Source organism: Desulfovibrio aminophilus DSM 12254 (assembly GCF_000422565.1).
Classification (GTDB): Bacteria; Desulfobacterota; Desulfovibrionia; order Desulfovibrionales; family Desulfovibrionaceae; genus Aminidesulfovibrio; species Aminidesulfovibrio aminophilus.
The window spans coordinates 131,660-144,202 of sequence record NZ_AUMA01000010.1 but is presented as its reverse complement, the minus strand read 5'-3'; the positions used below and the strand labels follow the sequence as shown (position 1 = coordinate 144,202).

Here is a 12,543-nt window from a genome sequence, read left to right as displayed (position 1 = left end):
TCGGCCATTCAGCCCGTCGTGAGGCTCCCGGGCAGGCCCTCCACAAAGGCCCGGATTTCATCCCGCACGCGGCGGTAGGGCGCCAGGGCCTCCTCCTGGGTGGCCGTCCCGGCCGCCAGGGTCGGAGGATCGTCGAAGCCCTTGTGCAGGCGTCGAACCGGGCCCGGGAAGAACGGGCAGTTCTCGTTCGCGTGCCCGCAGAGCGTCACCACCCAGTCGAATTCCAGCGTCGGCAGTTCCTCCACGAGCTTGGAGGACTGGCCGGAAATGTCCACCCCGGCTTCGGCCATGACCCGCACGGCCAGGGGGTTGAGGCCGTGGCGCTCCACCCCGGCGGACCAGGCCTCGACCTCGGCGGACTTGAGCGCCCGGGCGAAACCCTCGGCCATCTGGCTGCGGCAGGAGTTGCCCGTGCAGAGAAAGAGGATGCGCGTCTTGTCCGCGCGGTCTTCACTTCGGCAGACAGGCGACATGACACACTCCGGCGGGCGTGGCGACAGCATGGGGGAAGTATCTGCGCTTGATCCACAGGGCCACGTTGACCAGGCCGATGAGTACGGGCACCTCCACCAGCGGCCCGATGACCGCCGCGAAGGCCTGCCCCGAATCCAGCCCGAAAACCGCGATGCAGACCGCGATGGCCAACTCGAAGTTGTTGGAGGCGGCGGTGAAGCTCAGCGTGGCCGCCTGCTCATAGGTGGCCTTGGCCTTGAGCGAGAGCCAGAAGGAGGCCAGGAACATGACCAGGAAGTAGATGCACAGGGGCAGGGCCACGCGCAGCACGTCCAGGGGGAGGGCCACGATGTATTCGCCCTTGAGCGAGAACATGACCAGGATGGTGAAGAGCAGGGAGAACAGGGTCACGGGCCCGATGCGCGGGGTGAAGACCTGTTCGTACCACTCCCGTCCCTTGATCCGCAGCCCCAGGAAGCGCGAGAGCATTCCCGCCAGGAAGGGGATGCCCAGATAGATGAAGACGCTCTCGGCGATCTGCCGCATGGAGACGTCCACCACGGCCCCGGAGAGGCCGAACCAGCCCGGCAGCACGGTGACGAAGATCCAGGCGTAGAGTGGGAAGAACAGCACCTGGAAGATGGAGTTGAAGGCCACCAGCCCGGCACAGTATTCCCGGTCGGCTCCGGCGAGGTCGTTCCAGACGATGACCATGGCGATGCAGCGGGCCAGACCGATGACGATGAGCCCGACCATGTAGTCGTGTCTTCCGGAGAGGAAGGCCGCGGCCAGGAGAAACATGAGCGCGGGGCCGATGAGCCAGTTCTGGACCAGAGACAGCGCCAGAACCCGGCCGTTTCTGAAGACGCGGCCCAGTTCCTCGTAGCGCACCTTGGCCAGGGGCGGGTACATCATCAGGATGAGGCCGACGGCGATGGGGATGTTCGTGGTTCCGACCTGAAAGGCGCCGATCGCGCCCTTCACTCCCGGGAAGAGAGAACCGGCTCCCACCCCCGCGAACATGGCCAGAAAGATCCAGAGCGTCAGCCAGCGGTCCAGGAACGACAGGCGTTTGGTCACGGATCCGTTCATGCGTGCCTCAACTCGTCGGTTTGCGGGCCAGCACATAGGCCGAGGCCACGTAGTCCTCGGCCCCGGGGACGCCGAATCCCGCGATGATTTCCCGGCTTCTCGCCTTGCGCTCGATGTAGATGTTTACGAATCCCAGCTCGTTGAGAATATCCTCCACCCCGCCCGGGGTGGCCGCGCCGGACACTCAGGCGCACCAAGCCCGCGAGTCCCGGGCCATTTCCTCCGGCAGAGGGCGTTCCTGGAGCACGTCCGCGATGCAGACCCGGCCCCCGGGTTTGAGCACACGGAAGATTTCGGCATAGACCGCGCGTTTGTCCGGGCAGAGGTTCACCACGCAGTTGGAGATGACCGCGTCGGCCCAGGCGTCCGGGAGCGGCAGGCGTTCGAGTTCCCCCAGCAGGAAGCGGACGTTGGCCGCCTTGGCCTCGGTCGCGTTGGCCCGGGCGCGTATGATCATCTCCGGAGTCATGTCCACGCCGACGACCTGGCCGTCGGGGCCCACCTCGCGGGCGGCCAGCAGGGCGTCCATGCCCGGCCCGGACCCGAGGTCCAGCACCGTCTCGCCCGGGCGGAGCCCGGCGCGGTCCAGCGGGAAGCCGCAACCCAGGCCGAGGTCCGCGTGGGCCGGAACGACGAGCTGGCTCTCGTCGTCATACCCGGCTCGGCGGCTGGCCGCGGCCTGTTGCAGGGAACCGGGAGAACAGCACGATCCTCCCTCGCGGGCGATGTGGGCGTAGTTCTCCCGGACAATGTCCTTGAGATCCTTCATGGCCTCAATCCTCCTCCGGCCGGGGGCAGGAGCCGCCCTCGGGATGTGTTTCGTAGGTCCGCGCCAGCAGCTCCAAGGCGTGGAGCACATCGGCGTCCTCGTTGAGCCACTGCCGTAATTGGGCCAGGACGTTTCCGACCATGGCCGGGCGCGGTTCGTCCGCCAGACGGTAGTAGACCCAAGGGCCCTTCTTGCGACTTTGGGCCAACCCGGCCTCCGTCAGGCGGCGCAGGTGCCGGGACACCGTGGGTTGGGCCAGACCGAGTGCCTCCTGGATGCGGCAGACGCACAGTTCGCCGCCTTCCAGCATCTTGAGGGCCTTGACCCGTCCAGGGTCCGACAACGCCTTCATGATCTTCAGAAAGGTCCGCATGAAATCCTCATATTTGCATATTGCTATATTATGCCCGGGGCCAGCTCGTCAAGGGAGCTTCGGAGCATCCCGTTTATTTCTTGCGACAGTCCGGGCAGAGCCCGTAGAGGGTCATCTTGTGGTGGGAGAGGGTGAATCCGTAGCGCTTGGCGAGTTCTTCCTGTCGGCGCTCAATGGTCGGGTCCATGATCTCGATGGTCTTGCGGCAGGACTCACAGATGAGGTGGTCGTGGTGTTCCTGGCCCCAGAGGGGCTCGTAGCGGGTTACCCCGTCCCCGAAGTCATGGGCCCGGGCCAGCCCGGAATCGGCCAACAGCTTGAGGGTGCGGTAGACCGTGGCCTGGCCGATGCTCTCGTCCGAGCGTTTGACCGAGGCGTAGAGTTCTTCAGAGGAGATGTGGCCGGGGGCGTTCAGGAACGCGTCGAGGATGGTCCGCCGCTGCGGGGTCATCTTCAGGCCGTTTTCGGCCAGATAGCGGGTGAAGGCTTCTTCCGCCGACTTCATGTTCCTTTTTTCCCTAACGGAATCCACGGGTGATGGCAAGACGTCGGAAAAAAGCGTCGGGTCGTGCCGCAGCTTGACAGGACGCGTGTTCTGGGCAAAGTCAGGACACCCGAAGCGGAGGGGTGGCCGAGCGGTTGAAGGCGGTGGTCTTGAAAACCACTGGCGGGGCGACCTGTCCGGGGGTTCGAATCCCTCCCCCTCCGCCAAAAGACAATCCGCCACAGTCCAAGTAAGATTAAAAATCCAATAAATTCAAAGTAAAATGCCGGAAAGATAGTCCGGGTGGGTCTATTCACGTCCATTGACATCCGGGGGCATTTGGGGGCATTTCTGGGGGCACGAGCCGCGATCAAGAGGAGGATGCCCCCATGATCGGAAAGCTGACCGACACCGCTATCCGCAACGCCAAGCCCGGCCCCAAGCCGAAGCGTCTCTTCGACGGCGGGGGGCTTTACCTGGAGGTTTCCCCGGCCGGGGCCAAGCTCTGGCGGCTCAAGTACCGCTTTGGGGGCAAGGAAAAGCGTCTCGCCCTGGGGGCATACCCCGCCGTGTCTCTGGCCGCGGCCCGCGAACGACGCGACGAAGCCCGCAAGGTCCTGGCCCAGGGTGTGGACCCGGCCGCGGCCCGCAAGGCGGAGCAGGCCGAAGCCCGGGCCCAGGAAGAAACCTTCGGAGACATCGCCCGGGAGTGGTTCGACAAGTTCAAGCACACCTGGACCCCGGATGGAGCCGAGGACATCTGGCAGCGCCTCGAAAAGAACGTGCTTCCGTTTCTCAGAGAGCGTCCTATCCGCGAGATCACCCCTCCCGAGCTGCTGGCCGTGATCCGACGCATGGAGTCGCGGGGAGTCCTGGAGACGGCCCGCCGCCAGTTGCAGAAGTGCGGCCAGGTCTTCCGCTACGCCGTCGCCACGGGCCGGGCCGAGCGCGACCCTTCCCTGGACCTCCGCGGCGCACTGCCCCCGACCGTTCAGAAGCACCACGCCAGCGTCACCGATCCCCAGGCTGTGGCCGCGCTCTTGCGGGCTGTGGAAGGCTACCAGGGGACCCTCGTGACCCAGTGTGCCCTCAAGCTGGCCCCGCTGGTTTTCGTGCGTCCCGGCGAATTGCGACGGGCCGAGTGGTCCGAAATCGATCTGGCGGCCGGGGAATGGCGCATCCCGGCGGCCAAGATGAAGATGAAGGAGCAGCACATCGTGCCGCTGTCCCGGCAGGCCGTAACAATCCTGCGGGAACTCCATCCCCTGACAGGCGCGGGCCTTTATGTCTTCCCCTCGGAACGCAGCCGGTCCCGCCCCATGAGCGAGAACACGGTCAACGCGGCCCTGCGCCGCCTGGGCTACAGCAAGGATGAAATGACCGGCCACGGCTTCCGGAGCATGGCTTCCACGCTCCTGCACGAGCAGGGCTGGAACCGGGACGCCATCGAGCGCCAGCTCGCCCACGCCGAGCGGAACAAGGTGCGGGCGGCTTACAACTACGCCGAGTTTCTGCCCGAACGCCGCAAGATGATGCAGGCCTGGGCGGACTTCCTGGACGGGCTCCGCCAAGGCGGGAAGGTCATCCCCCTTCGCCACCAGGACGCATCTTGACATAGGGCAGAAGTGCCCTATAAGGAAGGAAGCATGAAGGGCAAGGAACTGTTGCGGCGGCTGGCCGCCCTGGGCGCGGAGATCGAGAAGGCCCGGGGGAAAGGCGGGCACCAGTTGGTCCGCTACCAGGGCCGCAAGGCCCCGGTTTCGACCCACGGCAACGTCGATCTAGGCCCGGAGTACATCAAGATGCTGTGCAAGCAGCTCGGGATCGACCCGAAGGAGCTTTAGATGCTGCGCTATCCCTACACCATCACCCCCGAGGAGAACGGCACCTTTCTCGTGGTTGTCGAGGGCATCCCCGGGGCCTTCACCGCCTGCCGGAGCGAGTCCGAGGCGCGGGACATGGCCCTGGACGTGGCCCTGACCATGCTGTCCGCCATGATGGACGACGGGGAGGACATCCCCCTTGCTCCCACGCCGAAAAAGACCAAGCCGGGCGGCTTCGTGGACATTCCGGCCATGGCCGAGGTCAAGCTCACGATCTACCAGGCCATGCGCCGCCAGGGTGTGAGCCAAGTCCGGCTTGCGCGGCTCCTGGAAACCGACCCGAAGTCGGTACGCCGCCTGCTGGACCTCTTCCACGTCTCGCGCTGGGATCACCTGGAAATGGGCCTGGCGGCCCTGGGCTACCGGGCCAGGGTCACGGTGGAGCCTGTCCCCCCGGCGTCATCCCGCGTGGCCTGCGGCAACCGGGGGGAGGCCAGGCCGTGAGACAGCAAGGTGCCGAAGCCGTCGCCCGCTGTGCGATGCGCTGATCGAAAGGGGTGACGCCATGCGCTACTTGAGACTACCCAAGGCCGCCCAGCGCCTGGACGTGAGCGTGGGCACCATCCGCCGCTACCTGCGCGACGGCCGGCTCCGGGGCCGTCAGCTCCCGTCCGGCCACTGGCGGGTCGAGGAGGCGAGCCTGGACGAACTCACGTCCCCGGACGCCGAAGAACGCCGCCTCACCGAACAGGTCTTCCGGCTCAAAGGCTTGCCTTCTCCGTACAGCAGCACAGGGGACCGCACCGGCCCGCTGTGGGCTCGTAAATAAATCGGCTCCGGCGGGGTGTCGCATACCCCGCCGGAGCCTAACCCGACAACCTGTAGGGAGGTCGTCATGGCTGAAGAGATAGTATCCGACTTCGGAAGGAACGGGCAAGAGCGATTACTGGGCGCGGAAGACATTGCGGTCCGGTGCCTTGCCGGCTTGTCTTCCTTGGCAGAAATTTTGATCGAATGCCCCCATGTGGCGGACCTCAGCGGAGGCACCTGCGTGGCGGACCTTTTGAACGTCCTTGTTAAAGACGCGCATGAGTGCTTGATCCGGGATATCGACAACGCCTTGGCGGCAGAGCCGCAGGCATAGGGCGCATTCCCAGGGCCTAGGCTCCGGCTGATCCCCGGCGTCGAAAAGCTGCTCCCCTGGCGGCCTGGCCCTGACTCTTCATGGGGGCGAGTATAGGGGGGCTTGCCGTGAGCCAGGACGCGATCACAGCGCAACACGCGATGCGGATTCTTGGCGTCGATAAGCAGGGGCTGTACGAGCTTTGCACCGGCGGGTACTTGACGCCGCTCCACTTTCCAGGTGGCGACCTTCGCGCCTACTGGGCACTGCCGACTCTTCCCGGTGGATATTCCTGGCAAGACCTCATGTTTTCCTTGTCGGCGGTGAACTCTTTGGCGGAATTCCGGAAAAGGGAAGCGGAAGAGCTGGAGGCCCGTGCAACGGCGCTGCTTCAGGAGGCCGAGAACAGCACTACGGCGGGGCCGCCCACAGTCGATGGTGATGGAACGCCGCAGGAGGCCGAGCCGCGCATGACATGCAAGCCGTCATTGGCGGAGTTGACTCGTTTTGTTAATCAATTGAGAAGCGAAGGTATTACTGAAAATAGTCAATTGGCTACGCGGGTGGATCAGCAATTCCAGCAAGTAGGCCACCGCGTTTTGGGTGCTGCGCTGGCGAACGAGCCATGGAACAAGGATCGCGCACACGCGCATAGAAGTCGGGGCCTGCGAGCAAGAGGGAAGAAAAAGTAACTCGCGTTTTGCCTAAAGCGCCTACCCTTTTGCCTAAAGCGCCTACCCTAGCGCCACGGGGGGTAGCCGGATTTAATCCACGATGAACCTAGGAGGTTTATTGTGGATACGCAACTCGTCTCAATCCCCTCGTCTGGATTTCTCCGGCTCCCTCAAATCCTCAAAATTATTCCGGTGAGCAAATCTGCCTGGTGGCAGGGCTGCAAGACCGGCCGTTTCCCTCGCCCTGTGAAGCTCGGGCCGCGAACCACGGCGTGGCGCGTCTCGGACATTCACACCCTCATCGAACGCGCCGGTTCGGAAGGAGGGCCCTACTGATGCCCGTCATCCCGCAGTACCAGCAGCAATTCGACCGTCAGTCGGTGGACCTGAACGCCACGAAACAGGCGCTCAATACCCCGCTTGCCGCTTTTGGCTCGGACGGTAAGGAACTCCAGAGCGGTGGCCAGGGCCTGACGAACATGGGCACTGCTCTGGGCGCGGTGGCCTACCGGATGCGCGTGGAGGAAGACGAGAACAAGGCCTACGGCGCGTACATCCAGCTCCATGACGCGATGAATCCGTTCCTGAACGGAGAAGGCGGGGTTTACAGCCAGAGCGGCGAAAACGCCCTGGGTGCCGTCAAGCGGACCCAGGAGGCCTTCCAGAAGGTCCAGGATGAAATCGCGGGATCGCTGGACAACGACAACCAGCGCACCGCGTTTTTGAAAAAGGCGCAAGCGTTCCGGGTAGAGAGCGAAACGAGTGTCGCCCGCCATGAAGCGCAACAGCGCAAGGAGTGGCAGGCCGGAACGCAACTCGCCCTGGCTGAGAGTGAAGGCAGTTACGCCGTGACCAACTACACCAGTTCCAGCCTGTTCGAGGCGGGCATGGCCCGGGGCGCGGAGGCGGTCCGCGGCGCGGCCAAGCTGAAGGGCCTGTCTCCGGAAGCCACGGACCGCATGGTGGCTGAGTACCAAAGCAAGATCATCCTCCAGGCGGCCGAGCGCGGCGCGGATGCCGGGGCCCTCGGGTTCGCCCAGGGACTGGGCAAGGACGCCCGCCTGCTGGGCGAGGATGCCATGAAGCTGGAAAGCAAACTCAAGCCCCTGACCGAACTGGCCCAGGCTCAAAGCGTCGTCGAGAAAACCCGGGCCCTGGGGATCGATGCCCAGCTTGCGGCCATTGAAAAGAGCGGATTGAACCCTTTGGCGAAAGAGCGGGCCAAGGACATGGCGAAGTCTGATTACAGCTTCGCCCAGGTCCGCCGGAATGAGGCCGAGCGGGTCCAGGCTCAGCAGTGGGAAGACGGTCTAACCAAAGCCTTGAAGGCGGGCGATACGAGCCTGGTCAATAAATACGTGGCTGAAGCCCCGAGAGGGATGCAGCGAGAGGCCCAGGCCTATGTCACGACGATGAGCAAGGGCGCGGGTGTTGTCAGTGATCCGGCGGTGGACTGGTATTTCACCAATCTGGCAGCCACGGACCCGGAAAAGTTTAAAGCCGAATGGAAGTCCATCGATCATCTGACCGACTTATCGCCCGAGGATCGCCACAAGTTCGACGGTATTTATCTGGGGATCGGCAAGGCGGACGGGAAGGTTGTGTGGGATGAGGTGCGGAGTGACGCGGACCGGATCAAGGAGGCTGCGGCTTCGGTTCTGGGGATGCGCGTGGCCGATCTTCACAAGGTCGAGCCCGACAGCGCACAGGGCCAGCTCGTCGCCCGCCTGAACCGGCGCTACGCCGAAGAGGTCAGCAAGGCGATCCGGGCCAACGGCGGCAAGGCCATCGACCCCGTGATCAAGGACCAGCTTATGGACCGGCTGATCCTGAAAGGCAAGGTCAAGGGCACCGGCTGGAACGACTGGTTTCAGGACACGGCCTACCAGTTCGAGCAGCGGCCCGGCACCGTGCTGGAGGAGCCGACCCGGCCGAACGGGATGCCCGCGGAAGCGGTCTGGGACAGCGATGCTGTGGGTTGGCGCGTCGGGAACAAGCTGTTCCGCTACCAGGGGCACTAGGGTCGAGAGCGGAGCGTTCCACGGAGGCCAGCCCGGAAGCGGCTGGCATAGTCCGGGCAATCTCCACCCTCGACACAGGAAGCCTAAACGATGTCCTGAAAAAAATGAAGGCCGGGGCGCGGACACGCCCCGGCCAACGGAGGAAAATATGCTTACTGCTACTTGTGAAGATTGCATCTTCTATAGTCGTGCTGCTGAAAAAGGTCAACTCGGTGAATGCCGCCGGCGCGAACCGGGGCCCAACGGTTGGCCGAAAGTCTCAATTGGCGCTTGGTGCGGCGAAGGCCGCGACCTCGACGGTCCGCTTATCACGGACTTGAACCACAACCAGTGGAAATCGCGCTGCGGGAATTGCCTCCACTTCACGCGGGTCCTGGGCTGGGCAGAGGACCGCGGATTCTGCGCCTGCAACCCGCCGGAACCGGGCCGGGGCCTTCCTGTCACGCCCGCCACGGGACGTTGCAGCCGGTTCGCGGGCCATCTCTTCCTGCGTGAGTATGACGAGTTGGAGAAGTCTGCTGACGGCAAAATCCTGCCAACGCCTGACGCGCCCTACGTGATGCGTTTCTTCAATCCCGAAGAGGCGGCGCTTGTCGCCGGGGAGGCCGCGCATGAATAGCGCCTCGGCCTTGACCCCCGACCATATCCCCGAAGAGCTGAAGGCCCTGGACCGCTGGGTCTGCCATCGCGCCAAACAGCCCGCGGACCCCAAGACCGGCTATCCCGCAGCGGTGAACCAGCCCGCCACCTGGGCGCCCTATGCCCAGGCCCTGGCCGCCTACCAGCGCGGCGGCTTCGACGGCCTGGGCTTCGTGTTCAATGGGGACGGCATCGTGGGCGTGGACCTCGACAAGTGCCGTGACCCCCAGGGCGAGATCGAACCCTGGGCTGCGGAGATCGTACGCATCCTGAACGGCTACGCCGAAGTCTCGCCCAGCGGCACCGGGCTCCACGTGCTTGTGCGCGGCGAGCTGCCTCCCGGCCGGTGCCGCAAAGGCCGGGTCGAGGCCTACGCCACGGGGCGCTACTTCACGGTCACGGGCCGGGCCCTGGGCGACCGGAGGGACGTGCCGGAGCGCCAGGCCGAGCTGGAGGCCTTTCACGCCGAGCACCTGGCCGACCCGGAGCCTGTGGCCGCGGTCACGCTGGAGGTCGGCACCTCGATCCTCACGGACGAGGAGGTCCTGGAGAAGGCCCACGCAGCGAGTAACGGAGGCAAGTTCTCCGCGCTGTTCGACGCGGGCGACCTGTCCGCCTACAAGGACGACCAATCGGCCGCCGATCTGGCGCTGCTCTCGATGCTGGCCTTCTGGTGCCGCCGGGACGCCGAGCAGATGGAACGCCTGTTCAGCGAGAGCGCCCTGGGCCAGCGTGAGAAGTGGCAGGGCCGGGAGGACTACCGGGCGCGCACCATCGAGCGCGCCATTGCCGGTTGCCGGGAGGTCTATGGCCCGGCCGATCCAGGCGACGTGTTCAACCCGATCCAGGCCGCGCCTGCCGCGGCCCCCGCCGTGGTGGTGCGCAATCCCTTCGCGGTGGCGAACATCGAAGACCTGTCCTTTGAGCGCCTGGGCCGGACGCCGCCCAAGCCCGCCCGTTGGTTCATGGGCGGGGTGAACGACGGCGGCCTGCCCAAAGGGAAAATCGCGCTCATCGCCGGGCACGGGGGCAGCGGCAAGTCCACCCTGGCTTTGCAGATAGCCGCTTCCGTGGCCTCGGGCAGGGACTTCACCGGCGGGGTGTTCAAGTTCCACACCACGGGTCCGGCGCTGTTCCTGACCGCCGAGGACGAGACGGAAGACCTGGACGAGCGCGCCTACCACCTGCGGCGCATGGTCGAAGGCGAGGTGAATCTGTCCCGGCTCTACGTGGTGCGCGGGGCCGGGGACTACCGCTTCATGGAGCGGGACCGCTGTGGAAACCTCCAGCCCAGCGCCCGCTACCGCGAGGCCCTGGCCCTGGCCCGGCGCATCCGGCCCCGGGTTCTCGTGCTGGACCCGGTGGCCCAGTTCATGGGCGCGGCCTCGGAGCTGGATAACAATGAGATGGAAATCCTGGCGGCCCATCTCCGCGTCCTTCTGGCCGAGTCCGGGGCCGAAGTCATGTTCTCCATCGCGCACGTGAACAAGGCCAGTGGAAAGGATTTGGACTCAACGAAGAAACTGGAAACGGCCCTCGCGCCGGGCGCGGTGCGCGGGGCCACAGCCCTGGTCAACGCGCACCGCTGGCTTCTGACCACAGTCTCGGTCCCGCCCACCCTGGCGGCCACGCTGGGCGCTGCGAGCGACACCCTGCTCCAGGGCTGGCGTGTCGCCAAAAGCAACTACTCGAAGACCACGGGCATGAACTACTTCCGCCGCGGTGACGGCGGGTTGCTCGTGCCCTACAAGGGGGACTTCATGATGGACGACCTGAACCGTGTTGAGCAGGCCATCGCCGAGAGTGAAACGCCGCTGACCGCCAGGTCCGCCCTGGACGTGTTGCCCGTGGCCCTGGGCATGAGCAAGGCCACGGTAAAGAAGCTCATCGCCCAGGGCCTGGAGCTTGGCCGCCTGGTGGAAGAGGAACGCGAGAACAGCCGGGGCAAGTCCACACGCTACGTCATGGCCTGGTGGGGCGCGGACGTTGACGAGGAAATGCGTCGGCTCCTGGCGTAGGCGTCTAGTGGATTAGATCGATGGGGCCGGGGCAACCCGGCCTCTGCTTTTGGGGCCCCGTTATCCCGTCCATACCGTCCAGAATACCGTCCAGGCCCATACCGGCCATACCGTCCAGGGCATACCGTCCAGAGTACAAATGCAGTAATTACTGCATGTTGCATACCGCCCAACAGGCATACCGTCCAACCGTTTTGGACGGTATGCAACATATTGAAATAGTTGAACGTCGCATACCGTCCATACCGGCAATAAGAAAGGAGGACCTTCCTCCCCTTTCGGGGCGGTCCCCCTTTACCGGTTCCTCCGTTAATAACGGCGGCGGAGCCGAGGGCGCTCCGGCCGCCCAGGCCGGAACGAGCCCCCTGTGTCCAAGAACAAGATTTTAGCGCGGCGGGCGCGCAGCCGGTGCAGCTAGTCTTAAAACAGCGGGAGATCGCTGCACAGGATATGGATTAACGGGGTTGCAATGGGGCCGCTACTGGTAGCGGGGGGTCTGATGGAACAACGCCGGTTTCATGGGCCTTGCCCTGCGCCCGTGGAATCGCTTACACTTGCTTCGCCAAGGGCGGAGATTGCCCGGATGACCTCCTGGGAGACACCTCCGTAGGACACTGCGGAACGCTCCTCCTTGGCAACCGGGATTGGGCGTATGTTCGCCCCAGGCAATTGGTGCCCGGAAGTGCGCGCCCAACCCCGGCTTTTTATTTGGTGCCTGTGCGGGAGAGCCGCTTCCCACTCTCCCGTGGACCTGGGGCAGCATCCTATGCCTGGGGGCATGTATGGGGGCATAGGCGAAAAGCTGAATCGCAGTAGTTATTTTATTTCAAATGGTTATTTGAGACTTTCGGTTGACTCCCCCTCCGCCAGTTTTACATCAAGCGTCCGCTGGATTCTCTCCTCCATTCCTGCCTTTTGTCTCCGCAGCCCTTGTTCAAGGCGGGGTGGGGCCAGCATGTGCGCCCGGGCGGGCGGCTGAGCCGTCTTGACGGCCGAACGCCGGGAATGTACCGGTGTACGCGGTGGCAAGGCGATCTGTGTGGTCTGCGCGTCGAAGAGCCGAGAGCGATTGCT

16 protein-coding genes and 1 tRNA gene are annotated in these 12,543 nt (G+C 64.7%); 11 read left to right on the top strand and 6 right to left on the bottom strand.

The window, feature by feature from the left end; all coding sequences use genetic code 11:
- Nucleotides 1-8: 8 nt before the first annotated feature.
- The 6 genes from H587_RS0108480 to H587_RS0108460 all read right to left on the bottom strand — a co-directional run bounded on the left by H587_RS0108480 (nt 9) and on the right by H587_RS0108460 (nt 3,192).
- On the bottom strand, nt 9-473 hold the full coding sequence (locus tag H587_RS0108480) for an arsenate reductase ArsC (RefSeq protein ID WP_051202568.1): 465 nt from the start codon (nt 471-473) through the stop codon (nt 9-11).
- Complete coding sequence (arsB, locus tag H587_RS0108475) at nt 451-1,545, bottom strand: ACR3 family arsenite efflux transporter (protein ID WP_027175904.1); 1,095 nt, start codon at nt 1,543-1,545, stop codon at nt 451-453. Before arsB ends, H587_RS0108480 begins: the two co-directional genes overlap by 23 nt.
- Nucleotides 1,546-1,552: 7 nt before the next feature.
- Nucleotides 1,553-1,729, bottom strand: coding sequence for a class I SAM-dependent methyltransferase (locus H587_RS20565; protein WP_156904491.1), 177 nt, complete (start codon nt 1,727-1,729; stop codon nt 1,553-1,555).
- Entirely contained in the window at nt 1,730-2,314 is a 585-nt protein-coding gene (locus H587_RS17865; protein WP_051202566.1) for a methyltransferase domain-containing protein, read from the bottom strand.
- Between the two features lie 4 nt (nt 2,315-2,318).
- Nucleotides 2,319-2,687 carry an ArsR/SmtB family transcription factor gene (locus tag H587_RS17860; RefSeq protein WP_051202564.1) on the bottom strand — a complete coding sequence of 123 codons (369 nt, stop codon included), beginning with the start codon at nt 2,685-2,687 and terminating at the stop codon, nt 2,319-2,321.
- 73 nt (nt 2,688-2,760) lie between these two features.
- On the bottom strand, nt 2,761-3,192 hold the full coding sequence (locus H587_RS0108460) for a Fur family transcriptional regulator (RefSeq protein ID WP_027175903.1): 432 nt from the start codon (nt 3,190-3,192) through the stop codon (nt 2,761-2,763).
- A gap of 116 nt (nt 3,193-3,308) precedes the next feature.
- Between H587_RS0108460 and H587_RS0108455 the strand changes: the two genes are divergently transcribed.
- The 11 genes from H587_RS0108455 (at nt 3,309) to H587_RS19620 (ending at nt 11,469) form a co-directional block, all read left to right on the top strand.
- A tRNA-Ser gene (locus H587_RS0108455) sits at nt 3,309-3,398 on the top strand.
- Between the two features lie 162 nt (nt 3,399-3,560).
- Entirely contained in the window at nt 3,561-4,784 is a 1,224-nt protein-coding gene (locus tag H587_RS0108450) for a tyrosine-type recombinase/integrase (protein WP_027175902.1), read from the top strand.
- Between the two features lie 33 nt (nt 4,785-4,817).
- Entirely contained in the window at nt 4,818-5,015 is a 198-nt protein-coding gene (locus H587_RS0108445) for a type II toxin-antitoxin system HicA family toxin (protein WP_027175901.1), read from the top strand.
- Nucleotides 5,016-5,498, top strand: a complete 483-nt coding sequence (locus H587_RS17855; RefSeq protein ID WP_051202561.1) for a type II toxin-antitoxin system HicB family antitoxin — start codon at nt 5,016-5,018, stop codon at nt 5,496-5,498.
- 61 nt (nt 5,499-5,559) lie between these two features.
- The gene (locus tag H587_RS17850; protein ID WP_034608885.1) at nt 5,560-5,823 is read left to right on the top strand and encodes a helix-turn-helix domain-containing protein; all 264 of its coding nucleotides are present in this window, start codon (nt 5,560-5,562) and stop codon (nt 5,821-5,823) included.
- 66 nt (nt 5,824-5,889) lie between these two features.
- Entirely contained in the window at nt 5,890-6,138 is a 249-nt protein-coding gene (locus H587_RS0108430; protein WP_027175900.1) for a hypothetical protein, read from the top strand.
- Nucleotides 6,139-6,245: 107 nt separating this feature from the next.
- On the top strand, nt 6,246-6,809 hold the full coding sequence (locus H587_RS0108425; protein WP_156904489.1) for a hypothetical protein: 564 nt from the start codon (nt 6,246-6,248) through the stop codon (nt 6,807-6,809).
- Between the two features lie 102 nt (nt 6,810-6,911).
- Complete coding sequence (locus H587_RS20220; RefSeq protein WP_084630545.1) at nt 6,912-7,127, top strand: helix-turn-helix transcriptional regulator; 216 nt, start codon at nt 6,912-6,914, stop codon at nt 7,125-7,127.
- Complete coding sequence (locus tag H587_RS0108420) at nt 7,127-8,812, top strand: hypothetical protein (protein WP_027175898.1); 1,686 nt, start codon at nt 7,127-7,129, stop codon at nt 8,810-8,812. The genes H587_RS20220 and H587_RS0108420 overlap by 1 nt, the downstream gene beginning before the upstream one ends.
- Before the next feature lie 148 nt (nt 8,813-8,960).
- Entirely contained in the window at nt 8,961-9,431 is a 471-nt protein-coding gene (locus H587_RS20560; protein WP_156904488.1) for a hypothetical protein, read from the top strand.
- Entirely contained in the window at nt 9,424-11,469 is a 2,046-nt protein-coding gene (locus H587_RS19620; RefSeq protein ID WP_051202559.1) for a phage NrS-1 polymerase family protein, read from the top strand. Before H587_RS20560 ends, H587_RS19620 begins: the two co-directional genes overlap by 8 nt.
- Nucleotides 11,470-12,543 lie beyond the last annotated feature (1,074 nt).

Excerpts from the sequence above, each read along its gene's own strand:
- H587_RS0108480 (WP_051202568.1), bottom strand. The coding sequence starts at position 473 with ATGTCGCCTGTCTGCCGAAGTGAAGACCGCGCGGACAAGACGCGCATC.
- arsB (WP_027175904.1), bottom strand. The coding sequence starts at position 1,545 with ATGAACGGATCCGTGACCAAACGCCTGTCGTTCCTGGACCGCTGGCTG.
- H587_RS17865 (WP_051202566.1), bottom strand. The coding sequence starts at position 2,314 with ATGAAGGATCTCAAGGACATTGTCCGGGAGAACTACGCCCACATCGCC.
- H587_RS17860 (WP_051202564.1), bottom strand. The coding sequence starts at position 2,687 with ATGCGGACCTTTCTGAAGATCATGAAGGCGTTGTCGGACCCTGGACGG.
- H587_RS0108460 (WP_027175903.1), bottom strand. The coding sequence starts at position 3,192 with ATGAAGTCGGCGGAAGAAGCCTTCACCCGCTATCTGGCCGAAAACGGC.
- H587_RS0108450 (WP_027175902.1), top strand. The coding sequence starts at position 3,561 with ATGATCGGAAAGCTGACCGACACCGCTATCCGCAACGCCAAGCCCGGC.
- H587_RS0108445 (WP_027175901.1), top strand. The coding sequence starts at position 4,818 with ATGAAGGGCAAGGAACTGTTGCGGCGGCTGGCCGCCCTGGGCGCGGAG.
- H587_RS17855 (WP_051202561.1), top strand. The coding sequence starts at position 5,016 with ATGCTGCGCTATCCCTACACCATCACCCCCGAGGAGAACGGCACCTTT.
- H587_RS17850 (WP_034608885.1), top strand. The coding sequence starts at position 5,560 with ATGCGCTACTTGAGACTACCCAAGGCCGCCCAGCGCCTGGACGTGAGC.
- H587_RS0108430 (WP_027175900.1), top strand. The coding sequence starts at position 5,890 with ATGGCTGAAGAGATAGTATCCGACTTCGGAAGGAACGGGCAAGAGCGA.
- H587_RS0108420 (WP_027175898.1), top strand. The coding sequence starts at position 7,127 with ATGCCCGTCATCCCGCAGTACCAGCAGCAATTCGACCGTCAGTCGGTG.
- H587_RS20560 (WP_156904488.1), top strand. The coding sequence starts at position 8,961 with ATGCTTACTGCTACTTGTGAAGATTGCATCTTCTATAGTCGTGCTGCT.
- H587_RS19620 (WP_051202559.1), top strand. The coding sequence starts at position 9,424 with ATGAATAGCGCCTCGGCCTTGACCCCCGACCATATCCCCGAAGAGCTG.